This window comes from Rhodococcus sp. IEGM 1366 (genome assembly GCF_033142425.1).
In the GTDB taxonomy this organism is placed as follows: Bacteria; Actinomycetota; Actinomycetes; order Mycobacteriales; family Mycobacteriaceae; genus Rhodococcus_F; species Rhodococcus_F globerula.
This window is the reverse complement of the sequence record NZ_JAWLRZ010000004.1, coordinates 375,121-398,624: the sequence shown is the minus strand read 5'-3', so window position 1 is coordinate 398,624 and position 23,504 is coordinate 375,121. Positions and strand designations below refer to the sequence as shown.

The 23,504-nt window shown below is 63.0% G+C and carries 23 protein-coding genes; 3 read left to right on the top strand and 20 right to left on the bottom strand.

Annotated features, from left to right (window positions below):
- Positions 1 to 81 precede the first annotated feature (81 nt).
- Both R4P64_RS14600 and R4P64_RS14595 read left to right on the top strand, forming a co-directional pair.
- Positions 82 to 2,280: a hypothetical protein gene (locus R4P64_RS14600; RefSeq protein WP_317821374.1), complete on the top strand. Its 2,199-nt coding sequence runs from the start codon at positions 82 to 84 to the stop codon at positions 2,278 to 2,280.
- Entirely contained in the window at positions 2,277 to 2,720 is a 444-nt protein-coding gene (locus tag R4P64_RS14595) for a GtrA family protein (protein WP_033236546.1), read from the top strand. The genes R4P64_RS14600 and R4P64_RS14595 overlap by 4 nt, the downstream gene beginning before the upstream one ends.
- A gap of 22 nt (positions 2,721 to 2,742) precedes the next feature.
- On the opposite strand, the gene R4P64_RS14590 is transcribed toward R4P64_RS14595, so the two are convergent.
- A complete protein-coding gene (locus R4P64_RS14590; RefSeq protein WP_317821371.1) occupies positions 2,743 to 3,321 on the bottom strand; it encodes a TetR/AcrR family transcriptional regulator in 579 nt (192 codons plus the stop codon).
- A gap of 68 nt (positions 3,322 to 3,389) precedes the next feature.
- Here R4P64_RS14590 and R4P64_RS14585 point away from each other — a divergent pair, with 68 nt between their 5' ends.
- On the top strand, positions 3,390 to 3,965 hold the full coding sequence (locus R4P64_RS14585) for a dihydrofolate reductase family protein (RefSeq protein ID WP_317821369.1): 576 nt from the start codon (positions 3,390 to 3,392) through the stop codon (positions 3,963 to 3,965).
- Here the strand turns inward: R4P64_RS14585 and trmD are convergent.
- The 19 genes from trmD to R4P64_RS14490 form a co-directional block, all read right to left on the bottom strand.
- Positions 3,962 to 4,666, bottom strand: coding sequence for a tRNA (guanosine(37)-N1)-methyltransferase TrmD (gene trmD, locus R4P64_RS14580; RefSeq protein WP_033236549.1), 705 nt, complete (start codon positions 4,664 to 4,666; stop codon positions 3,962 to 3,964). The two genes, R4P64_RS14585 and trmD, sit on opposite strands and share 4 nt — an antisense overlap.
- 7 nt (positions 4,667 to 4,673) lie before the next feature.
- A complete protein-coding gene (gene rimM / locus R4P64_RS14575; RefSeq protein ID WP_033236550.1) occupies positions 4,674 to 5,252 on the bottom strand; it encodes a ribosome maturation factor RimM in 579 nt (192 codons plus the stop codon).
- Positions 5,253 to 5,267: 15 nt separating this feature from the next.
- A complete protein-coding gene (locus tag R4P64_RS14570) occupies positions 5,268 to 5,510 on the bottom strand; it encodes an RNA-binding protein (protein WP_033236551.1) in 243 nt (80 codons plus the stop codon).
- Positions 5,507 to 5,977, bottom strand: coding sequence for a 30S ribosomal protein S16 (rpsP, locus tag R4P64_RS14565; protein WP_033236552.1), 471 nt, complete (start codon positions 5,975 to 5,977; stop codon positions 5,507 to 5,509). Before rpsP ends, R4P64_RS14570 begins: the two co-directional genes overlap by 4 nt.
- A 186-nt stretch (positions 5,978 to 6,163) precedes the next feature.
- Positions 6,164 to 7,246, bottom strand: coding sequence for an amidohydrolase family protein (locus R4P64_RS14560; RefSeq protein WP_095885962.1), 1,083 nt, complete (start codon positions 7,244 to 7,246; stop codon positions 6,164 to 6,166).
- 4 nt (positions 7,247 to 7,250) lie between these two features.
- Positions 7,251 to 8,828, bottom strand: coding sequence for a signal recognition particle protein (gene ffh / locus R4P64_RS14555; RefSeq protein ID WP_033236554.1), 1,578 nt, complete (start codon positions 8,826 to 8,828; stop codon positions 7,251 to 7,253).
- Between the two features lie 116 nt (positions 8,829 to 8,944).
- On the bottom strand, positions 8,945 to 11,452 hold the full coding sequence (locus R4P64_RS14550) for a [protein-PII] uridylyltransferase (RefSeq protein ID WP_092808602.1): 2,508 nt from the start codon (positions 11,450 to 11,452) through the stop codon (positions 8,945 to 8,947).
- Positions 11,442 to 11,780: a P-II family nitrogen regulator gene (locus tag R4P64_RS14545; protein ID WP_033236555.1), complete on the bottom strand. Its 339-nt coding sequence runs from the start codon at positions 11,778 to 11,780 to the stop codon at positions 11,442 to 11,444. Before R4P64_RS14545 ends, R4P64_RS14550 begins: the two co-directional genes overlap by 11 nt.
- Positions 11,781 to 11,837: 57 nt before the next feature.
- On the bottom strand, positions 11,838 to 13,097 hold the full coding sequence (locus tag R4P64_RS14540) for an ammonium transporter (RefSeq protein WP_045067926.1): 1,260 nt from the start codon (positions 13,095 to 13,097) through the stop codon (positions 11,838 to 11,840).
- A gap of 248 nt (positions 13,098 to 13,345) precedes the next feature.
- Positions 13,346 to 14,836: a signal recognition particle-docking protein FtsY gene (gene ftsY, locus R4P64_RS14535; protein WP_317821363.1), complete on the bottom strand. Its 1,491-nt coding sequence runs from the start codon at positions 14,834 to 14,836 to the stop codon at positions 13,346 to 13,348.
- Positions 14,837 to 14,878: 42 nt separating this feature from the next.
- Positions 14,879 to 18,463, bottom strand: a complete 3,585-nt coding sequence (gene smc / locus R4P64_RS14530) for a chromosome segregation protein SMC (RefSeq protein WP_317821361.1) — start codon at positions 18,461 to 18,463, stop codon at positions 14,879 to 14,881.
- A gap of 25 nt (positions 18,464 to 18,488) precedes the next feature.
- A complete protein-coding gene (locus R4P64_RS14525) occupies positions 18,489 to 18,767 on the bottom strand; it encodes an acylphosphatase (protein ID WP_045067185.1) in 279 nt (92 codons plus the stop codon).
- Positions 18,764 to 19,687 carry a hypothetical protein gene (locus R4P64_RS14520; protein WP_317821359.1) on the bottom strand — a complete coding sequence of 308 codons (924 nt, stop codon included), beginning with the start codon at positions 19,685 to 19,687 and terminating at the stop codon, positions 18,764 to 18,766. Before R4P64_RS14520 ends, R4P64_RS14525 begins: the two co-directional genes overlap by 4 nt.
- Positions 19,687 to 20,130, bottom strand: a complete 444-nt coding sequence (locus tag R4P64_RS14515; RefSeq protein ID WP_033236561.1) for an OsmC family protein — start codon at positions 20,128 to 20,130, stop codon at positions 19,687 to 19,689. The genes R4P64_RS14520 and R4P64_RS14515 overlap by 1 nt, the downstream gene beginning before the upstream one ends.
- Before the next feature lie 42 nt (positions 20,131 to 20,172).
- Entirely contained in the window at positions 20,173 to 21,045 is an 873-nt protein-coding gene (mutM, locus tag R4P64_RS14510) for a bifunctional DNA-formamidopyrimidine glycosylase/DNA-(apurinic or apyrimidinic site) lyase (RefSeq protein ID WP_033236562.1), read from the bottom strand.
- A 9-nt stretch (positions 21,046 to 21,054) separates the two neighbouring features.
- Positions 21,055 to 21,828, bottom strand: a complete 774-nt coding sequence (rnc, locus tag R4P64_RS14505) for a ribonuclease III (RefSeq protein ID WP_033236563.1) — start codon at positions 21,826 to 21,828, stop codon at positions 21,055 to 21,057.
- Positions 21,829 to 21,847: 19 nt separating this feature from the next.
- Positions 21,848 to 22,030 (bottom strand): 50S ribosomal protein L32, encoded by a 183-nt coding sequence (rpmF, locus tag R4P64_RS14500; RefSeq protein WP_007729318.1) that lies wholly within the window; start codon positions 22,028 to 22,030, stop codon positions 21,848 to 21,850.
- 2 nt (positions 22,031 to 22,032) lie between these two features.
- The gene (locus tag R4P64_RS14495) at positions 22,033 to 22,593 is read right to left on the bottom strand and encodes a YceD family protein (protein ID WP_033236564.1); all 561 of its coding nucleotides are present in this window, start codon (positions 22,591 to 22,593) and stop codon (positions 22,033 to 22,035) included.
- A gap of 138 nt (positions 22,594 to 22,731) precedes the next feature.
- On the bottom strand, positions 22,732 to 23,493 hold the full coding sequence (locus R4P64_RS14490) for a DivIVA domain-containing protein (protein WP_033236565.1): 762 nt from the start codon (positions 23,491 to 23,493) through the stop codon (positions 22,732 to 22,734).
- Positions 23,494 to 23,504: the final 11 nt, after the last annotated feature.

Genomic DNA, 23,504 nt, shown 5'->3' with positions numbered 1-23,504 from the left:
ACGACTCTTGTACTTTGCCAACGGTTTACCTGCACGCGTCATGGCACGATTCCCCCATCCTGTTAAGGTCTGGAACTCGTGGTGGAAACTCGCATTCGCGCCAGAGCTGACGTGTACAAATGGGGTGCCGGTACTGCGGTCGGTGTTATCGCGGGATACATCGCTGTCGTCCTGGCAAATGCACGCCATTTCTACACCGATGACACCGAGTCCCAGTACGCCCCGTTGTGGGTGATGTTGGGCCGAAATCTGCGCGAGGGCCACCTACCAGTCCTGGTGCCGGAGAACTGGATGGCCGGGAACTACGCCATCGAGGAAGCCGGCCTTCTCAACCCACCACAACTGCTCATCGACCTGATAGCGCCGTCCTTCGACAACCTCGCGTTATACGCAACGCTGGTCAAGCTGATCTTCGCGATCATCCTCGGCCTCGGTGTATTTCGGATCTGCCTCGAATACGGCTCCAAGCCCGCGTGGGCGGCCGTAGCCGGCGTCTCGATTCCCTTCACCGGTTTCCTGCTGTTCTTCGACGAGGCCAGTTGGATGACGGCCTTTACCGGCACCGCCTGGATGGTGCAGGCCTGGGCGTCGGCGATCCGGTACTCCCGCGGCAAGAGCGGTCCGATACCGACGTTTGTGTTCCTGTATCTCGCGATGTCGGTCCAATACGTGTTTCCCGCAGTCGAATCCGGTCTGATGATCGTTGCTGTGGCCATCGGCGAAGTGGTCTACCAACGACGCTGGCTGCCATCGCTGCGGCTCCTCGCAGTCTCCGCGTGTGCCGCGCTGGCGGGCCTCGCAACCTACCTGCCGAGTCTGCTCACCGCCGACGTCACCTGGCGCGGCGCATCCGAGGTCAAGAACGACGCCTTCCTCGCCGTACCGTGGTCGGAATCCCTCAACGCCAGCCTGCCGAGCACGATGCCCGCGTTTGTTTCGTGGTGGGGCTACATCCAGACCATGCCGATGGTCTACATCGCCTGGTTCCTGATTCCTGCGCTTGCATTCATCGACTGGGGCAAAGCTCGCGGCGCCGCACGCGAACTGACGGCCGTCGGAATTTTCACGGTGGCAGTACTCATGTGGACTGCCGGACCCAGCACCATCGGCCCCCTCCGCTGGCCCGCTCGGGTGCTCCCGATGGTGGCGATCGGACTGCTACTTCTGGTGTGCATCCTGCTCGGGCGCTACGCCACCACCGACAACTGGCGTCGCCGCGGCGCGGCCGCCGGAATCCTGGTGGGCTTACTCCTGATCCGCTCGGCGTCGGCTGCGCCCAGCCTCCTGGAATGGCACGTGATCTCGGCCGTCGCCGTCGCTGCTCTCGGCGCCGCGATGGTCTGGCTCGGCCGAACGAAGGGAACGGCCGCGGCCTGCATCCTCGCTATTGCCGCAGTCTCCCCCATCGCTTACGCCCAGGTGCGCGCCGCGCAACCGACACCGATGAGCTGGAACCTGCCGGAGTCGCGCTCGGACATGAAAGCAGCTTTCCCCGACTTCGACGGAACAACACTGCAACTCGCCGATCGCGCGCTCATCGCCCCCGACCAACGCACCCTCGACGGCGCATACGGCTCACTGGCTTTCGGAAACTATCCGAAAGATCTGGAACTCACCTACACCAGCGGTTACACCCCCAACGGGCACTACTACTTCGGCAATCTCCTGTGCATGCGGTGGGATATGAGCGTGTGCCCCGACGCGTTCGCACGGGTCTTCGCCGTCGAACCCGAAACTGGCCGCACCCTAGTCGATCTCATGAACGTGGACCGCGTGGTTCTGCAGAACGCGTTGTATCCCGATGCTCGTAACCAGCCGGCCCCCGACGGCTGGAAATGGGTCGACTACCCCGGCCACGACAACTACATCTCTGTACTCGAACGCGTCGACGGTCCAGTCTCCACCCGCAACGGCCGAATCTCGCACACCGAAGGGGTGGAAGCGACGTCGGTCGCCGAGACGAACATGTCGAGCACTCTTCGAGTCAGCTCGAGCGGCGGCGGGAAGGTCGTCTTCGCCCGTCTCGGCTGGCCTGGCTACCGCGCCACCCTGAACGGTGAGCCTGTTCCCATCGACGTTGTTGCGAAGTCCTTTGTCACCGTGGATGTTCCAGCCGGAACAAAGGACGCGGAACTTGTTCTCACCTGGCGTCCGCCGGGATGGAAGATCGGCGGCGCGTCGATGGTCGCCGGAATTCTCGGCCTCGGCGTACTCGAATGGATGTATCTGCGCGGCCGTCGACGCGACCGGATCGACGACGCAACGAACAACGCATCGTGAGCGAGGACACCGCCCCAGTTGCCGACCCGGGCCCGCTGCTGCGAATCGTGAAACATCAGCCGATCGCATTTGCCGTTGTGGGAGTGGCGAATACAGCCATCGGATACGGGCTGTTCGTCATCTGGATGCTCGCGTTGGGCAACGACAACCTCTACCCGGTCGCGCTGATCGGTTCCTACAGCATCAGCGTCCTGATCGCGTTTGTGCTGCACCGAACTCTGGTCTTCCGCGTCCGGGGTCACCTCGCCCGCGACCTCGGGGCGTTTATCGTCGTCAATTCCGGTGGACTGGTACTGAATCTGATCCTGGGGACTTTTGCGGTGTCGGTTCTCCATGCGCCACCACTACCGGCACAGGCAGTGGTGATGCTGATCGTGGCAGGCGTGAGTTTTCTGGGGCATCGATACTTCTCGTTCCGGCGCAGCACCGACAACCACTGACCTGTTACCGATCACTGACCTGCTACCGCTGTGGCGGCAAGGCCCGATCCACCGCCGCCTCGACGACGGCACGAACGTCCTCCTGCCCGAAAAGATTCGGCAGGGTGAGCCGATCGAGAACCAGCCAGTTCAACGACATGTAGAGCAGTCGAACGGTCATCGCATCACCTGGCACTCCCGAGGCCAGATGGTTGGCGACGTTGAGTTCGAAGTCTTCTCGGATGCGGACCGTCAGAACAGCTCGAAGATCAGGCCGACGCGTCGCCTCGAGGCGCAGCTCCATCAATGCGAGGAATCCGGTCCCGAATGAGGTGACCCGCTCGACCACGTCGAGCATGAGCGTCACCAGGCGCTCACGATCGGTGCCGTTGACGGGATCGATCATCCCTTCGAGGTCGTCCGGAATCAGTCGCTCGTAGATCCGGCCACCGGATTGGGTGAGTAGGTCGTCGCGATTTGCGAAGTAGTTCGACGCAGTTCCGTTCGGCACGGCCGCCTGCGTATCGACGGCTCGAAATGTCAAGCCTCTAGCGCCTTCTCGCGCCAGCACCTCGATTGCCGCATCGATCAGCGCCAGCCGGCGTTCCGGGTTTTTTCGCACTTGACACCGCTCCTGTCACGACCCTAAATTAAACCACTACAAACAGAGTACTACGAACGGAGTTTTACATGCGCAAGCTTGTGTACTACGTCGGAACAACGCTGGACGGATACATCGCGGGCCCCGGAGGAGAGTTCGATTTCTTTCCGCTCTCCGACCAGATGACCGCGTCGATGAACGAGCGTTACCCGGAAACCGTACCCACGCACATCCGGCCCCACGTCGGGATGGGCAACCCACCGAACAGAGTTTTCGACACCGTCCTCATGGGCCGCGGTTCCTACGAGCCCGCACGAAGCGTCGGCGTGAGCAGTCCATACGCGCACCTTCGGCAATACGTCGTATCGACCACGCTCCCGGATATCGACGATCCGGCAGTCAACCTGGTGCGCACGGACCCGGTAACGAAGATCAAGGAACTCAAAGCCCAAGAAGGACAAGATATCTGGCTGTGCGGCGGCGGAATACTTGCCGGGGAACTGCTACCGGAGATCGACGAATTGATCATCAAAAGGTACCCGGTCATCGTGGGTGCGGGGACACCGATGATCGCCGGTACATTCGAGCCGATACTTTTCACGCCCACGGCCAGTGAAGCCTTCGACAACGGCGCGAGCGTCACCTGGCTGAAGCGAAACAGCTAGGGCAGCAGATCCGGCCGACGTTCGGCGGTGCGCTGCAGCGACTGCTCATGGCGCCATGCCTTGATCTTTGCGTGATCGCCGGACAGCAGAACAGGCGGAACTTCGAGGTCGCGCCAGACCGCCGGGCGGGTGTAGCTCGGCCCTTCGAGAAGACCGTCGGAGAACGAATCCTCTTGGTGCGACAGCTGATTGCCGAGCACACCGGGCATCAAGCGAACTACTGCTTCCACCATCACCAGTACGGCAGCCTCGCCGCCGATCAGGACGTAATCGCCGATGCTGACTTCTTCGACGCGAACCCGCTTGGCCGCGTCGTCGAAGACTCGTTGATCGATGCCCTCGTACCGGCCGCAGGCAAACACAAGATGCTGCGCCTTCGACCAACGATGCGCTGTTGCCTGGGTAAAGGGAACACCGGCGGGAGTCGGCACCACCAAAATGGTGTCGGCATCATCCGGGCCGGAAGAATCGGAGCGGCCGAGGACGTCGTCGAGGGCGGGACCCCACACGGTGGGTTTCATGACCATGCCAGGTCCCCCGCCGTACGGGGAATCGTCGACGGCCTTGTGTACGTCATGGGTCCACGAACGCAGATCATGGACGTCAACCGAGATCAAGCCGCGTTCGATTGCCTTGCCCAGCAAGGCGGCACGAAGCGGTTCGAGGTACTCGGGAAAAATGGTGACTACGTCGAGACGCATGAATCGATCAGTCGCGATCTGAGTTCGACTTGTCGCTGTCGCTGTTCGACTTGTCACCGAAGTCAGGGTCCAGCAGACCCTCGGGAGGCGTGATCTCAACCAGGCCGTCGGCAATCGACACCTTGGTCACGATGGCGGCGACAAATGGGATCAACAACTCGCCCGATGCCTCACCGGTGCGGCGAATGGAAAGCAATTCGCCTGCGGCGGAGTGCAATACCTCGATCACAGAACCCACCTCGGTACCGTCGGCCAGAACGACCTTCAGTCCTTCGAGTTCGTGATCGTAGAACTCGTCCGGATCGTCGGACGGTTCGAGTTCACTGCTGTCGATGACAAACAACGTGCCGCGCAAGGCATCTGCCTCGCCGCGATCGTTGACGCCTTCGAGACGCAGCAGGAGCCGCCCGGAATGATCCCGGGCGGCTTCTACTGTGTAGGACTTGCTAGTGGACTCGCGTGGCTTATGCCCACGCAGCACAGTTCCAACGGCAAAGCGCTCTTCGGGTTCGTCAGTACGAACCTCTACGACCAGCTCACCTTTGATGCCATGCGACTTCGCGACACGACCGACGACGAGTTCCACGTGAAATACTGCCGTCTACTGATCGGTGTCGACGACGTCGACGCGAATGCCACGGCCACCGATACCGGAGACCAGGGTGCGCAGAGCGGTCGCGGTGCGGCCGCCCCTGCCGATGACCTTGCCGAGATCGTCGGGGTGCACGTGCACCTCGACGGTACGTCCACGGCGTCCGGTCATCAGTTCGACGCGTACGTCGTCAGGATTGGCGACAATGCCGCGAACCAAATGCTCTACCGCATCAGCGACGACGGCACTCACTTGTCAGCAGCCTCGGCGTCTGCAGCGGGAGCCTCGGCGTCGGCTGCGGCGTCGTCTGCCTTGGCCTCGTCTGCCTTGGCAGCCTTCTTCTTCTTGGGGGTGATTGCTTCTGCAACCGGCTCGTTCTCGGCCTGCGCGAGTGCAGCCTGGAACAGTTCGAGCTTGGAGGGCTTGGCTTCCTTGACACGCAGGGTGCCTTCGGTGCCCGGGAGGCCCTTGAACTTCTGCCAGTCACCGGTGATCTTGAGGAGAGCCTCGACGGGCTCGGTGGGCTGTGCGCCCACGGACAGCCAGTACTGAGCGCGCTCGGAATCGATGTCGATCAGCGACGGCTCTTCCTTGGGGTGGTACTTGCCGATGGTCTCGATCGCACGGCCGTCACGACGGGTGCGGGAGTCGGCGATGACAACGCGGTACTGAGCGTTGCGGATCTTGCCGAGGCGGGTGAGCTTGATCTTGACAGCCATGGCTGCGGTACTCCTTCAGCGCGCACAACAGTGCGGCGCGTGTCACGTGCAATTCAGCAACCCCCACGAATTTGGGGGCCCGGTTTTGCCTCTAACCTGTGACCGTCGCAGCGGTACGTAACCGTTTGCGACGAACAGTCGTCCATTGTGCCAGATGCCTACTTGTGGATGAAATCCAGGCAAGCGTTATCGGGCGATTACATTGCCGCGAAGCACCACGTGGGCGGGCTTCGCCAGCACAGCGGTGTTTCCCCGCGGATCTTCGTCGAATACCACCAGGTCAGCGGGCGCACCCTCGACCAATCCGGATCCACCCAGCCACGTCCGGGCGTCCCAGCAGGCTGCACCGAGCGCGTCGTGTGACGACATCCCGGCGATCTGGAGTTCAGCCACCTCGTCGGCGATCCGGCCGTGCAGGATCGATCCTCCGGCATCAGTGCCGGCGTAGATCGGGATCCCGGCTTCGTGCGCCGCACCGATCGTCCGATGGCGCCGCGAGTGGAGATCGCGCATGTGGGCCGCGTAGATCGGGTACCGCGTCGCGGAGTCGGCGATTCCGGGGAATGTCGCGATGTTGATCAGTGTCGGCACCAGTGCGGTGCCGTGAGCAACCATCATCTCGATGGTCTCGTCGGTCAATCCGGTGCCGTGCTCGATGCAGTCGATACCGGCGTTGATCAGGCCGGGAAGTGCGTCCTCGGCAAAAACGTGGGCCGTGACCTTGGCGCCTTCAGCGTGAGCCGCCGCAATAGCTTCAACCAGGATCTTGTCGCTCCACAGGGGCGCGAGGTCGCCGACAGAGCGGTCGATCCAGTCGCCGACGAGCTTGACCCACCCGTCACCGGCCCTGGCTTGGCGCACGACCTCGGCAGGCAACTGCGATTCGTCGTCGAGATCGACCGGCAACCCCGGGATGTAGCGCTTGGGCGCAGCGATGTGCTGACCCGCACGGATGATCCGGGGAAGATCGGCCCGCTCGTCGACGAATCGGGTATCGACGGGTGATCCCGCGTCACGCAACAGCAATACACCGGCGTCGCGCTCGGTTTGTGCCTGAGCGATCAAACCGTCGACGGTCTCGCCGCCGCCCCCGCCGTAGCGAATACCGACATGGCAATGCGCGTCGACAAGACCGGGAGTGATCCACCCAGCATCGACAATCGTCTCGGCGCCTGCGACCGGTTCGAAGGTGATCCTGCCGTCGACAATCCACAGTTCGATGGGCGCAGCATCGGGCAGACCGATGCCGCGCAGATGGAGGGCGCTCACGGGCTTACTTCTTGGGCAGCTTGAGCTGCGACAGGTCGATGCCTTCGAGTCCGGGTGGCAACTGGTCGAGTCCCTTGGGCATGTTCGACAGGTCGGGCATTCCGGCAGGCATGCCACCGGGCATACCCGGGAATCCGCCCATGCCGGGGAACCCTCCGCGCATCTTGGGCTGCGTCGGACCCTTGCCGCCCTTCTTGCCCTTCTTGCCCTTCTTGCTGCGCACCTGCTTGCGGGCGCCGGGCATGCCCATGCGACCGGCCATGGCGGCCATCATCTTTCGGGCCTCGAAGAACCGGTCCACCAACTGGTTGACGTCGGAGACCTTGACACCCGAACCGTTTGCGATGCGCAGACGGCGGGACGCGTTGATGATCTTGGGGTCTTCACGCTCGGCGGGCGTCATACCGCGGATGATCGCCTGGATGCGGTCGAGTTGCTTCTCGTCGACGTTGGCCAGCGCGTCCTTCATTCCGCCTGCGCCTGGCAGCATGCCGAGAAGGTTGCCGATCGGGCCCATCTTGCGGACAGCCATCATCTGATCGAGGAAATCCTCGAGCGTCAGCTGGCCGGAGCCGATCTTGGCGGCGGTTGCTTCAGCCTGCTCGGCGTCGAAGACCTGCTCGGCCTGCTCGATCAGGCTCAGGACATCGCCCATGCCGAGGATGCGGCTGGCCATACGGTCCGGGTGGAAGACGTCGAAGTCTTCGAGCTTCTCGCCCGTCGACGCGAACAGAATCGGCTGGCCCGTGATCTCACGAACGCTGAGCGCGGCGCCACCACGGGCGTCGCCGTCGAGCTTGGTGAGGACAACACCGGTGAAGCCGACACCCTCACGGAACGCCTCGGCCGTGCTGACCGCGTCCTGACCGATCATCGAGTCGAGAACAAAAATTGTCTCGTCCGGGTTGACGGCGTCACGAATACCGGCAGCCTGCTCCATCAGATCTGCGTCGATGCCGAGTCGGCCGGCGGTGTCGACGATGACCACGTCGTACTGCTTGTTGCGCGCCTCTTCGACGCCGGCTCGGGCTACCTCGACGGGGTCGGCAGCGGAGACGCCGAGAGCGTTCTCGCCGCCGCCGATGGACGTACCCGGGTGCGGCGCGAAGACGGCGGCACCGGCGCGTTCGCCGACGATCTGCAGCTGTGTGACGGCGCCGGGACGCTGCAGGTCACACGCAACCAGAAGTGGAGTGTGGCCCTGATCCTTGAGCCACTTGGCCAGCTTGCCGGCGAGGGTGGTCTTACCGGAACCCTGCAGACCGGCCAGCATGATGACTGTCGGGGGGTTCTTGGCGAACTGCAACCGACGAGTTTCGCCGCCGAGGATCTGAACAAGTTCCTCGTTGACGATCTTGACGACCTGCTGCGCCGGGTTGAGAGCACCGGACACCTCGGCGCCCTTGGCGCGTTCCTTGATCTTGGCGATGAAGCTGCGCACGACGGGCAGCGCAACGTCGGCCTCGAGAAGTGCGAGGCGGATCTCACGGGCGGTCGCGTCGATATCGGCGCCGGACAGACGACCCTTACCACGCAGATCCTTGAGAGATCCGGTCAATCTGTCGGAAAGGGATTCGAACACCGAGTGCGCTCCTGAAGGTCGTGCGAGTTTGCCGTGGATATTCTCGGGCACCAGCCTAGCCGCTACGTCCGCATCGATCCCAGCCGATGCGGACGTAACCGCTTTCAGGCGTGTCGCTACTGCGGCTTTTTCTCCGGCTGCGGCAGCGGCACAACACTCAGAACGGCGGCCTCGACGCGCTCACGACTGGCCCGCGAATCGGCCCCACCGAAGTCGAGGCAGAACGAGTCGATGACAGACGAGCCCAGGGTCGCGACTTTTGCCCACCTGATGTCGGCGCCGCTGCGTTCGAGAGCTGCGGCCAGACGACACAGCAATCCGACGCGATCCTCGGTACGTACTTCGAGGATCGCCTGACCCTCACCAGGCGAATCGAACCAGATCACCCGCGGCGGTGCCTGTGCGTACAGGACCGGGATCGCCGAACTCTTGCTCAGCGCAATCGGATCTTCCCACTGCTGCGCCCGAGTTTCCTCTTCCTTGGCATCGAGTAGCTCTAGGAGGTTCAGCTCGCCCTCGGATGCACGGATCAACTCCTGTCGCAGCAGCGCGGCTTGCGGCGGCGCCCCGAAACGCGGAGTCACGACAAAGGAGTTGACTGCAGATCCCGCGTGGGCGCCCAGCGAAGCCGAATGCACGCGAAGCGACGACAACGCAAGAATCCCCGCGGCCCGTGACAACAGGCCGGGTGCATCCGGAGCAATGACCGTGACGACATACGTATGCGCGTTCTCGGCCGGAGACAACGACACGTGAACACCGCCGTCCTCGGCGATGGACAACTGCTCGGGATCGAGCGGATCCGGAGCGGGCAGATCCTCCCCCGCCATCAGCAAGCGGCATCGACGCACCAGTTCGCCGATCAACGACGATTTCCAATCACCCCACACACCCGGACCCGTTGCCAGAGAATCCGCTTCGGCGAGTGCATGAAGAAGGTCGAGCAGCGTTCCGTCACCGCCCAGTGAATCGACGACCCCCTGCACCGTCGCCGGATCGTCCAGATCGCGTCGCGTCGCCGTTTCCGGCAACAACAGGTGATATCGGACCATCGCGGACAGCATTGCGACGTCGGAAGGCCAGAGCCCCAACCTGTTTCCGATTGCCGTGGCCAGTTCCGCGCCGACCACACTGTGATCGCCGCCGCGCCCCTTTCCGATGTCGTGAATCAAGGCTCCGAGCATCAGCAGATCCGGACGCGCGACCCGCGTCGTGAATCCGCTTGCGTATGCGGCGGTTTCGACGAGGTGCCGATCGACCGTCCAGGTATGGACGGCGTCACGCGGAGGCAGATCCCGAATCGTGCCCCACTCCGGCAACAGTCGCCCCCACAATCCGGTGCGATCCAAAGCCTCGATGACCGGCACCGCCCGAGAACCCGACCCCAACAACACCAGAAGATCGTTGACCGCGTTCTTAGGCCACGGCTCGCGCAGTTCAGGAGCGTTGTCCGCCAAGCGATTGAGCGTCGACGCCGAGATCGGCATCCCACCGGTTGCGGCAGCCGCCGCAACGCGCATGATCAACCCTGAGTCCTTCTTGGGCCGAGCATCGCGCGCCAGCACGACTTCTCCGGCATGCTCTACGACACCCTCGTCCAGAGGATGACGCACCGGAGGCCGCCGGAGCCGCGACAACCCACGCTTGGGCAAAGAGTTTCCGGCAGTACGGATTCCGACGTCCACCGAATAGCTGATAATGCGTGCCGATTCGCTGAGCAGGCGAGCCAGATCGAATCGATCACCGATCCGCAGGGCGGCGCCGATCTCGTCGGCGTCCTGCGCCCGCAGCTGATCCCGCGGCCGACCGGCCACGCGATGCAACTCCGTGCGTACGTCGAGCAGTCGCCGGTGCGCCAGTGCCAGACCGCCGCCAGGCGAATTGGGACCGAGCCCCGGCATGCCGTCCGTCAACTGAGCGATGGACAGGGCATTGAGCAACTGCACGTCACGCAGTCCCCCGCGCCCGCTCTTGAGATCCGGCTCGGCTCGGTGGGCGATCTCGCCGCTGCTCGCCCACCGCGACTGGGTCTGCGCGATCAAATCGTCGAACCGCGAGCGAATGTCCATCCGCCATTGGCGTCGCACACCGCTGATCAGCAAATTGGTGAGTTCCATATCGCCGGCAATGTGGCGAGCTTCCAGCATGCCAAGCGACGCGGTGATATCGGTTGCCGCAACCTGCAAGGCCTGCGGCAGCGTCCGCACGCTGTGGTCGAGCTTGATGTGCGCGTCCCACAACGGGTACCAGAGGCGTTCCGCCACCTGAGCCACCACGGCGGGATCCATGTCGTCGTGCAGCAGTATCAGATCGAGATCGGAATAGGGCAGCAATTCGCGTCGGCCCAGCCCGCCGACAGCAACAATCGCAAATCCGCAGTCGGGCTTGATTCCCAATTCGGCGCCCTTGGTGGTCAGCCAGAACTCGTGGAGATCAACCAGTGCGTGTCGCAGCGAAGGTGCGTCGAGCCGACGATTCTTGGGTCCACCGTCGAGTAATGCCTTGCGTGCGCGGGCCAGGTCCGCGGCTTCATCGGATCCCCCTGACGAGACCGGCCCTGGCCCCGTCGCCTTAGCGACGGAACCAGGGCCGAAGTTCCCGGACCCATTCGGGTCAGAGTGCATCGCCACCACGTTCTCCGGTACGAACCCGGATGACCGACTCGACCGGCGAGACCCAGACCTTGCCGTCACCGATCTTGCCGGTGCGCGCAGCCTCGACGATCACCTCGACCACCTTGTCGACAGCCGCGTCGTCGATCACGACCTCCACCCGAACCTTCGGTACGAAGTCCACGGAGTACTCCGCGCCTCGGTACACCTCGGTGTGGCCCTTCTGACGACCGTAACCCTGAACTTCACTGACAGTCATACCCAGCACCCCGGCCTGCTCGAGCGCGGTTTTGACGTCCTCGAGCGTGAACGGCTTGACGATTGCTGTGATCAGCTTCATGTGCTCATCCCTTTCCCAACTCTGAAGTGCTGCGATTTCACTTTAATCACGTGCTGATCACGCGAGGTCGTATGCGGTCTCTGCGTGTTGGGTCTCGTCGATTCCACGAGCCTCGTCCTCGGCCGAGATGCGCCATCCGAGGGGCTTGAGTGCGTAGCCGATGATCGCGGTGAGAACACCGGTGAAGACAAGAGCGACAACTGCAATCACGATCTGAACCACCAACTGCTTGTAGTCACCGCCGTAGAAGAGACCGGTCGACGTACCGAAGAATCCGATACCGATCGTGCCCCACAGGCCGGAGACGAGGTGAACACCGACAACGTCGAGCGAATCGTCGAAGCCGAAGCGGAACTTCAGGCCGACGGCCAGAGCGGAGAGAATACCGGCGATTGCGCCGAGGAAGATCGAGCCGACCGGGTTCAGTGCACCAGCTGCCGGGGTGATGGCAACAAGACCGGCAACAGCACCGGAAGCAGCACCGAGGCTGGTGGCATGTCCGTCACGGATACGCTCCGTGAGCAACCAAGCCAGGATTGCAGCCGCGGTAGCGGTGGTGGTGTTGACCCAGGCGAGACCGGCAAAACCGTCGGCAGCAAATGCGGAACCGGCGTTGAAGCCGAACCAACCGAACCAGAGCAGAGCCGCACCGAGCATGACCAGCGGCAGGTTGTGCGGACGGAACGCGGTCTTGCCGAAGCCGGCGCGCTTGCCGACGATCAGAGCGAGAACCAGAGCGGCCATACCGGCGTTGATGTGAACGACTGTGCCACCGGCGAAGTCGATCGGCGGGACTGCGGCAACGAGGCCACCGTCACCGTCATCGGTGGTGCCGAAGATCTTTGCGGCGATGCCGTCCTCGGAACCCGAGAGCAATCCGCCACCCCACACCATGTGAGCGAGCGGGAAGTAGACAACCGTGACCCAGATGCCCGAGAACAGCATCCACGTACCGAACTTCACGCGCTCGGCCAACGCACCGCTGATAAGTGCGGTCGTGATGATGGCGAACGTCACCTGGAAGGCGATGTCGATGACATTGGGGTAGCCCCACGCACCGGCAATGAAGTTACCGTCCGCGTCGGTGATGCTGTCCTTGAGTCCGAAGAACTCGAAGGGATTCGCGAAGATGCCACCGATGTTCTCGGTGCCGTAGGACATGGACCATCCCCACAGCACGTAGATGACACCGATGACGGCCATCGAACCGAAGGACATCATCATCATGTTGAGCACGGACTTGGACCGAGACATGCCGCCGTAGAAGAACGCGACACCCGGTGTCATCAGCAGAACCAGTGATGCGGCCATCAGCATCCATGCGGCGTTACCGGAGTTCGCCAACAAATCGTCGGTACTCACTTACTACCTCCTAGTCGCACGTGCCGGGTGGCACGTCGTTGAGTAGAAGACTGCTGGGCTGGTGTTTCGTCCGTGGCGCGCTTACGTTTCGCGGACGTGAACCAATTACCCAACTTTGTTGCAAGTAAGTTTCATACTGGGATTCTTCGAATCCCTGTGCGCCTTTTCGGTAGTGGGCACTACCGAAAAGGCGCACGGGGGCGCTAGCCCAACAGTGCGTCGACAAACGCTCCCGGTTCGAACGGAGCCAGGTCGTCAGCGCCCTCACCGAGGCCGACAAGCTTCACCGGAACCCCGAGTTCATGCTGAACCTGGAAGACGATTCCGCCCTTCGCCGTACCGTCCAACTTGGTCAGAACAACACCGGTGATATCGACAACTTCGGCAAACACGCGGGCCTGAGCGAGACCGTTCTGCCCCACGGTGGCGTCGAGAACCAGAAGAACGTCGTCGACCGACGCCTTCTTCTCGATCACTCGCTTGACCTTGCCGAGCTCGTCCATCAAACCGGTCTTGGTGTGCAAGCGGCCGGCGGTGTCGATCAGAACGACGTCGACGCCCTCCTCGATGCCACGAGTAACGGCGTCGAAGGAAATAGCAGCGGGATCGCCGCCTTCCTTTCCGCGAACAACCTCAGCGCCGACGCGCTCGGCCCACGTCTGCAGCTGATCGGCCGCAGCAGCACGGAACGTGTCAGCGGCACCAAGAAGTACCCGTCGCCCGTCAGCGACCAATACGCGGGCCAGCTTGCCCGTCGTGGTGGTCTTGCCGGTTCCGTTCACACCGACGACAAGCAGAACCGCCGGATGGTTGTCGTGCGGAAGCGCCCGGATCGAGCGATCCAGTTCCGGACGAAGCTCCGCGACGAGTACCTCACGCAGCAAAGCGCGAGCCTCGGCCTCAGTCCGAACACTGCGGGCTGCCATCTGCGCCCGCAACGCGGCAACAATCTTTTCCGTCGTCGCAGACCCGAGGTCCGCGATCAACAGGGTGTCTTCGACCTCTTCCCACGAATCCTCGTCCAGGTCGCCACCACCGAGCAGACCGAGCAAGCTCTTGCCGACTGCCGACTGTGAACGAGACAGTCGACCACGCAGGCGATCAAGTCGACCTTCGGTCGGTTCGATCTCGTCGAGAACCCGAGGGGCGGGCTCGACCGGAGCAACAGGAGCCGTCTCGACGACAGGGGCCTCGACCACCGGGGCCTCGACGACCGGCTCTTCGACAACCGGCGCTTCAACGACCGGCGCTTCAACGACCGGCGCTTCAACGACCGGCTTTTCAACGACCGGTTCCTCGACGACGGGCGCTTCGACAACCGGCTTTTCAACCACCGGCTCTTCGACCACGGGCGCCTCAACGACCGGCTCCTCGACAACCGGCTCTACAACAGCGGGCGGCGCCGGTTCCGGCTCAACCGGCTTCTCCGGAACTGGCTTCTCTGGAACTGGCGGCTTTGCCGGCGGGGCCGGCGCCGGCGGTGGCGCCGTTGCCGTTGATCCCTCACTGAAGTTGAACCCGCCGCCGGCTTTGTAGCCGCCCGACTTGTCCTTCTCCGGTGCACCGAGCTCCGGCTTCGTCTCTGGCGCCTTCAACGACACCTGGCGGCTGCGGTAGCGCAGGAAACCCGCCACAAGAGCAATAAGTACTACGGCCGCGACAGCCGCGATGATGATCCAAGCCTGGGTAGTCACCGGCTCATTGTTTCAGGCCCGGCAACAGAAAGTGACCAAGGCTTACCGAACGGCGAGGTCTTGCCCTCGCAATCGCTGGGAAATGACAGTCGTGATGCCGTCGCCGCGCATGCTCACTCCGTAGAGAGCATCCGCGATTTCCATGGTGGGTTTCTGGTGCGTGATCACGATCAACTGCGATTTTTCCCGCAGCTGTTCGAAGAGCCCGATGAGGCGTCGCAGGTTGGTGTCGTCGAGAGCGGCTTCCACTTCGTCCATGACGTAGAACGGTGACGGCCGGGCGCGGAAGATCGCGACGAGCATGGCCACCGCTGTCAAGGATTTCTCTCCACCCGAGAGCAAGGAGAGCCGTTTGACCTTCTTTCCCGGTGGTCGCGCTTCGACCTCGATGCCGGTGGTGAGCATGTCCGACGGGTCGGTCAGGACAAGTCGGCCTTCGCCGCCGGGGAACAGTGTCTCGAAGACCCCTACGAACTCACGGGCGACGTCGGTGTAGGCCTCGGTGAACACCTGCAAGATCCGGGCGTCGACGTCGGCGACCACCGCGAGGAGATCCTTGCGCGCTGTTTTGACGTCTTCGAGTTGAGTGGAGAGAAAGGTGTACCGCTCTTCGAGTGCGGCAAATTCTTCGAGCGCCAGCGGATTGACCTTGCCCAGAGTTGCGAGGTCTTTCTCGGCCCGCTTGGCCCGACGCTCCTGCGTGGCGCGGTCGTACGGAGCGGGCGCCGGAGCGGTGACCTGCTCGCCGCGCGCCTTGGCTTCTTCGTACTCCGCCAACTCGAGAGCCGTCGGTGGCAATTCGACGTCGGGGCCGTACTCCGCGATCAGATCGTCGAGTCCGATTCCGTACTGCTCGAGAATGGACTCTTCCAATTGCTCGATGCGCATTGCTGCCTGTGCCTTGGCAACTTCGTCGCGGTGAACGGCATCGGTCAGCGATGCGAGCTGCCCGTTCAGCGCCTTGACGATCTCTCGAACCTGGTCGAGCTTGGCGACGCATTCGGTACGGGCGCGCGCCAGGTCGTCGCGATGAGCAACCGCTGCCGCCAAGACGGTCTCGAGTTCGCTCACCACTCGCAGACCGGATTCTGCGACTGCCGCAGCCACGGCGGCCGCGTGTGCCCGTGCCCGCAACGCGTGTTCTGCCCGCACTCTCGCCTCGCGTTCGGCGGCTGCCGCGCGGCGCAGCGAATCAGCTTTTCCGCGAACGGATTCGGCGCGTTCCTCGGCAGTGCGTACGGTCAGTCGCGCATCCATTTCGACGATGCGTACTTCCGCGAGCGCTGCCGCCGCCATTTCCCGGTCGGTGGCGGTTGATTCCGGTTCCCCGGCTTCGAGCCCGCCGTTGTCCTCCGCGTGGCGCAGGCGTTCCTCCAGTTCGGTCAGCGCAGTGAGAGATTCGACTCGACGGGCTTCGGCGCGACTGCGGTGCAACGTCAGTCGCTCCGATTCTTCGTGCGCGACGCGCACCGCCTGACCGAGTCGGCCCAACTGTTCGTAGATCGCGGAGATCGCCGCATCGGATTCGTTGAGTGCGGCAAGAGTCTGTTCTGCGGTTTCCTGCCGGATTGCCTGTTCAGACAGGGCGCCGGCCAAAGCTGCATCCAACTCTTCGGCCCGCAATTGTGTTTGCACCAACTCGGCTGCGGATGCGTCGATGGACGCTTGGGTTTCCAGCGTGCTCGGGCGTCGATCGGAACCGCCGACGAACCACCCCCGGCCGTGCAGGTTCCCGGAGCGGTCGACGGCCCGAATCATGCTGTGTTCAGCCACAACTCGTATCGCCTCGTCGAGGGTGTCGACCAAAACCACGTCGCCCAGGAGAGCGTCGAGTCCCGCTCGCAGTTCGTCCGCGCACTCGATGACGTCGACGGCCCGGCGAATGCCAGGACCGAGGTCGACCGGAGCGGACAAGTCGTTCGGCCCGTGGACAATCAACGCCGCCTGCCCACCGTCGTGTTCGGCCAATGCCGATACCGCAGATCGTGCGGCGTCACTCGACTGCGCGACAACAGCATCCGCGGCCGGCCCCATCGCAGCGGCAATTGCACTCTCGTAGCCCGGCGTCACCCGAATCATGTCGGCCAGCGCGCCGGTGACGCCGTCGTGGCGCTCCAGAAGCCACCCCGCGCCGTCCTTGCGGGCCAACCCGATCGAGAGCGCTTCGATACGAGCGCTCAGCGACGCGATGCGCTGTCCGCTCGACTTCTCTTCGGCGCGCAACTCGGCAACCCGCGCATCGACGATCGTGAGCGCTTCGACGGCGTGCTCGTGATTGGTGTCGAGACCGACCTCGCCGGCATCGAGGTCACCGATACTTTCCTGCACCGTCTCGAACTCGGCTTCTGCGTCATTCCCGCGGCGTCGGGACTCGTCGATCGATTCGGTGAGCCGCGCAACTTCGGCGTCCGCGGATTCGACGCGCGTTCGTAGGGTGTCTACCTGCCCGGACAGTCGAGCGAGCCCCTCGCGGCGATCGGCCACAGCGCGTACCTCGGCCATGTGTGCCCGTTCCGCTTCTGCCGCAGCGTCTTCCGTGGCTGCCAATTGTTCGCGCGCCGCCTCGGCCGCAGCACGAGCAATCTCGACGCCTTCGATCAACTCGGCTTCCTCAGCCGCCATTCGCTCGGCCCGCGCCTCCATCTCGTCGGGATCCTGGCCACGCACGCCCACCGGTTCGGTGTCGAGGTGACGCGCACGCTCACGTGCGATACGCACCGTGGCGTTGACTCGTTCCGCCAGCGCCGACAACTGGAACCACGTCTGCGCCGCGGCTTCTGCGCCGGGCGTCAGGCGGGCCAGTGCTTGCTCCTGGCGCCCGAGTTCGAGGTTGGCCTCGTCGAGCGCGGCGGCCACCTGATTGTGTTGCTCGCGCGCAACCTTCTCGTCCTGCGCTTGATCCTGCAGGGCATTGCGCCGGGTCACGAGATCATCTGCGGCCAAACGCATCTTGGCATCACGCAGATCTGCCTGCACAGTCTGGGCGCGCCTGGCAACCTCGGCCTGACGACCGAGTGGCTTGAGTTGGCGTCGCAATTCCGCAGTGAGATCGCTCAACCGGGCGAGATTGGCCTGCATGGAATCGAGCTTGCGTACCGCTTTTTCCTTGCGGCGCCGGTGTTTCAGCACGCCGGCCGCTTCCTCGATGAATGCGCGGCGATCCTCCGGCCGCGATTCCAGGATCGCGGCGAGCCTGCCCTGGCCGACGATGACGTGCATTTCACGGCCGATTCCGGAGTCGCTGAGTAGTTCCTGGACGTCCATCAACCGGCACGACGAGCCGTTGATCTCGTACTCCCCTGCGCCGTCGCGGAACATTCGCCGCGTGATCGACACCTCGGTGTAGTCGATCGGAAGAGCGCCGTCGGAATTGTCGATGGTCAAGGTCACTTCGGCGCGGCCGAGCGGTGCCCGCCCGGAGGTTCCGGCAAAGATGACGTCTTCCATTTTTCCGCCGCGCAATGCCTTGGCGCCTTGCTCTCCCATGACCCAGGACAGCGCGTCGACGACATTCGATTTTCCGGAACCGTTAGGGCCGACCACGCAGGTGATGCCGGGTTCGAATCGCAGAGTCGTTGCCGACGCAAAAGACTTGAAGCCTTTGAGCGTCAGACTCTTGAGATGCATGCGGAGAACTTTACCGTCATCGCGGTCAGCGTTCGACGAACCCGGACAGGTCTCCCCGCGCGGCGTCCCAACTGTCGACAACCAGGTCGACAGTTCCCGGCGTGGTGCCCGAGCGCAACAACTCCAGCAACCTTTCGAGCGACTCCCGATCACCCTCCGCGACAACGAGTACTCGGCCGTCGCGCTGATTCGACGCGTACCCCACCAATCCCAATTCCAACGCGCGCGCCCGGGTCCACCACCGGAACCCGACTCCTTGGACAAAGCCGTGTACCCACGCCGTCAACCGCACCGGCTCACTCATGACACACCGCCGACCCGATCGAGTCGGTGCACGTCACCCAGGAAACTGGTGGTGTACAGCGCATTCGGATCCCACCCCGGTCCGGCGCCGAACTTCACCGCCGAGGTCAACGGCAAACCGGAAGCAATCTCACACGAGGTGCCCCACTCCGGATCAACACGCACAACCTTGCCACCGGCGTTGAACGCCACGTACAGCGCTCCGTCCGGTCCGACAGTCAAATCGTCGGCCATGTTCGCGGGACCGAACCCTGGCAACGCAATAGTCCGCACAGTTCCACCCAGATCGTCGGCGTTCAGAATGTGAATTGCGGTGGTGAGGTCGAATGTTGTTGTCACAAAAATATTCTGCCCCGATCGAGCCAACCCGTCGACGGTTCCGAGATCCTCGCGCACGACCGACGCCGAACCGTCACTGCCGATCACGGTCAGTCCGGGTTGTGTCAATGTACGCGTCGTCAGGAACCGATTGCCGTCCAGCGGCACAAGGCCATTGGGCATCACCAACCCGTCGGCAATCGTCGTCACCGACCCGTCCGCGACGTTCACTCTGCCCAGAGTGCCGTCCGCGAGCCCGAACAGTCCTGAGACTGCAGTGTTTCCGGTGGTGAAGTACACGGCGCCGTCTTGGGCAACCAGCCCACCAGGCCCGTTCACGTTGCTCACCAGAGTCTTTCGGCTTCCGTCCGGCGCAACAGTCAGCAGCGATCCCGGACCGACGGGAGCCGACTGCGACAACACCAACGACCCGGCCCCGTCGAATTCCAGGTTTTCGAGCATTCCCGCACCGGAGGTCACGAGCGTCGACCTCCACTCACCACAACCGTCGCCGGCCCCAGTGGACTCCGCTGCCGCCGGAGTGGACACTGCTACAGCACAACCCAGTACCAGCGCAGCGACAACACTGCCGGCGCGCAGCATCAGGCGTCCGTGTCGATGGTCAACGTGACCTTGGTGCCGGCTTTGAGGGTGCGCCCCACAGTGCAGACCTTGTCGACGGATCGTTCGATCAGCGTGATCAACCGCTGTTGGGCGTCGGCGTCGAGTTCACTGAGGTCGAGTTCGAGAACCTCGTCCAGTTGCGGGTACACCTCGTTCTCACGATCCGCGGTTCCCGACACTCGAATGGTCGCGTCGTAGTTGTCACCGAGACGGCGCGAAATCGGGAAGTCCGAACTCATTCCCGAGCAGGCTGCCAAAGCGATCTTGAGAAGTTCACCCGGTGTGAAAACACCAGGTACCGATTCCGATCCGATGAGGACTTCGGCGCCCCGCGAACTCTTACCGGTGTAGAGGCGGGTGCCGGTACGTTCGACCCAGAGTTCGGTGTGTGCCGGTGCGTTGTCAGCGATCTGTTCAGCCATGCCGCAATCTTGCCACCCTTCTGCAGTGGCGAGTGCGACGACCTACGCTACGTTTCGACGCGACCTGGGTGCCGGTTGGCAGCGCGGGCAACTGAACGACGATCGATTCATGAACTTCTCACGCCGAATGGGCGCACCACACCGCGGGCACGGCAAATTTTCCTGCCCGTACGCCGAGAGTGAGCGATCGAAGTAGCCGGATTCGCCGTTCACGTTGACGTACAACGCGTCGAAGGACGTGCCGCCCTGCTCGAGCGCCTCACCCATGACACTGCGGGCCGCCGTCACGAGCTCACGCAGCTTGGGCTTTGTCAGGGTCTCGGCGATTCTGTTGCCGTGAACCTTTGCCCGCCACAATGATTCGTCGGCATAAATGTTGCCGATACCGGAGACCACGGTTTGATCGAGCAGTGCACGTTTGATTTCGGTGTGCTTGCCGCGCAGAACGCTCACCACCGATTCGAGATCGAAAGCCTCGTCCATCGGGTCACGTGCGATGTGTGCGACCGACTCCGGCAACAGCGTCCCGTCCACCTCGACCAACGGCGAAATCGACCAGCCACCGAAGGTGCGCTGATCGACAAACCGAAGATCGGCTCCGGAATCGAGAGCCAGTCGGATACGAAGGTGCTTTTCCCAGTCCACAGTGGGCGGCTGAACGAGCATCTGACCGCTCATCCCGAGGTGAACCACTACACCGACACCGGCAGGTTCCAGAACCAGCCACAGGTATTTGCCGCGGCGCTCGGCCGAGGCGATGGTCTGTCCGGTCAACTGCCCGATCAGGTCGTCGGACCCGAGAACGTGGCGGCGAATAGCGCGGGGATGGAGAACTTCGACAGCCTCGATCGCCGCACCTACAGCGTGAGACTGTAGGCCGCGGCGAACGACTTCGACTTCGGGAAGTTCAGGCAAGAGAAGAACTCAGCCGGCAAGATCGACAGGAGCATCGGCTACAGCAGCGCCCTCGGAAGCCTTCTCCGACATCGCTTTCCATGCCGTACTTGCTGCCTTCTGCTCGGCTTCCTTCTTGGACCGACCGACACCGACACCCAAGGGATTGCCGCTGATAAGCACAGTGGCGGTGAATTCCTTGTCGTGATCGGGGCCGGTAGCCGTGATCTCGTACACGGGAACACCGGCACTGTGTTCTGCGGTCAACTCCTGCAGACTCGTCTTCCAGTCCAAACCGGCACCCAGAAGCGGAGCACGGGTCAGAAGATCGTCGAACAGGTCGAGGACCACACGGCGCGCGGTATCGATTCCGTGCTGCAAGTGGATGGCGCCAAGAATGGATTCCATACCGTCGGCGAGGATGGACGGCTTGTCACGGCCACCCGTCATTTCCTCGCCCTTGCCCAGAAGCAGATGCGCTCCGAGTCCACCTTCACCCAAAGTCCGCGCAACCTCGGCCAGAGCGTGCATGTTGACTACGCTCGCACGAATCTTGGCGAGGTCACCTTCGGACTTGGCCGGGTGTGACAGGTAAAGATTTTCGGTAACAGTGAGACCGAGAACGGAATCCCCGAGGAACTCGAGGCGCTCGTTTGTCGGCAGTCCACCGTTCTCGTATGCATACGAGCGGTGGGTGAGAGCCAGCGTCAAGAGGCCAGGCTCTATATCGACGCCGATAGCGGCGAGGAGCGTGTCGTGATTGCCCTCGCCGCCAACGGCTGAAACTGTATTGTCGCTCGTCATAGTCTTTCTCCGTGGAGAACTAGACAGCAGCGGTTACCTGGCGGCCCTTGTACGTACCGCAGGACGGGCACGCGATGTGGGGCAAGGTCTGCTCGCCACAGCCACGGTTGGGGCAGGTAACGAGGGTGGGCACAGTGGTCTTCCACTGGCTACGACGCGACCGCGTGTTGGATCGCGACATTTTGCGCTTGGGGACAGCCACTTCTACTTCTCCTCGGCTTCGGTGATCACAAGATTTTCACTGGTGTTTGATTCCACGCCAAATTTGGCCGCGAGACCAGCCCAGCGAGGATCAAGTATGTCATGCCCATGCCCAGATTCCGCAATCGCCAGGCGAATGCCACATTCTGAGCACAATCCCAGGCAATCGTCACTGCACAAAGGCTGGAGCGGAAGCGCCAGTCCGACTGCATCGACGATGACCGGTTCCAGATCGATTTCTTCGTCTTCGACCTGGTAGACCTCGCCCTCTTCGGTTGTCTCCTCGGTGACGCTGTCCGGGTAAGCGAACAACTCCGTGAGATAGACGTCCACAACGCTCGTGAACGGCTCGAGACACCGCGAGCACTCACCCGTAGTGGGTGCGTGCACGGTACCGGTGACGAGAACGCCCTCGGATACCGCTTCCATACGAAGATCGAGATCTATGTCCGAACCTGCTTCGATCGCGATGAGATCGAGACCGATGCGATTCGGCGACTGGATCGTTCTCTCGACAGTGCGCATCGACCCTGGACGCCGACCTAACTTGACGGTGTCCAGCAAGAATCCCGCATCAGTTGACTGATGCGATGAATGACGACGATGCGTTGACAAAGAGAACTCACCTAACTGTTGAAACTGGATGGGCAACCACCCCACAATACCCGACAGTGCACAGCAGGCCCAATCCGGTGAAGGACCCTATCGGCGACGCTCCTGGCGGCGATCGTCGTCGAGGTAGTCGGGCACACCCGAACCCGTCCGCAATTGCTGACGACCGCGCCCGACGGATCGAACAGTCCCGTTGAGGAACTCCTCGAACTCGGCAAGTTTGGTGTCGACGTACAGATCGCACTCCGAGCGCATTCGATCAGATTCCGCGTGCGCGGCGTCGATCACCCGAGCCGACTCGGCGCGCGCGGTCTGGACGACCTCGGTCTGGGAAACCAGACGTGCCTGCTCCTCGGCTCCGTCGGAAACCGAGCGGTCGTACGACGCCTTGCCTGCTTCGATCATGCGATCGGACTCGTCGCGCGCGCGAGCAGTGACGGCGTCGTACTCGCGTCGACCGTCCGTGACCGTGCGCTCGGCTTCAGCCTCGGCATCGGCGACCAACTGATCGGCGTGAGCGCTGGCCTCGGCGACCATGCGGTCCGCCTGAGCCTTGGCGTCGGACAGGATGCGATCGGCGTCGTCGCGGGCATTCTCGACCGTCGACGTTGCTTCCGCGTTGGCACTGCTGACGGTTTTGTCCGCCGTGGAACGCGCGTCCGAGACCAACTTGTCACGATGGTCGAGGACGTCCTGGGCGTCGTCCAGCTCACTCGGAATAGCGTCACGGACGTCGTCGAGCAGTTCGAGCACGTCGCCGCGTGGGACGACGCACCCGGCAGTCATCGGAACGCCTCGTGCCTCTTCGACAATCGCGACCAGTTCGTCAAGCGCCTCGAATACCCGGTACACAAGCAACCCCA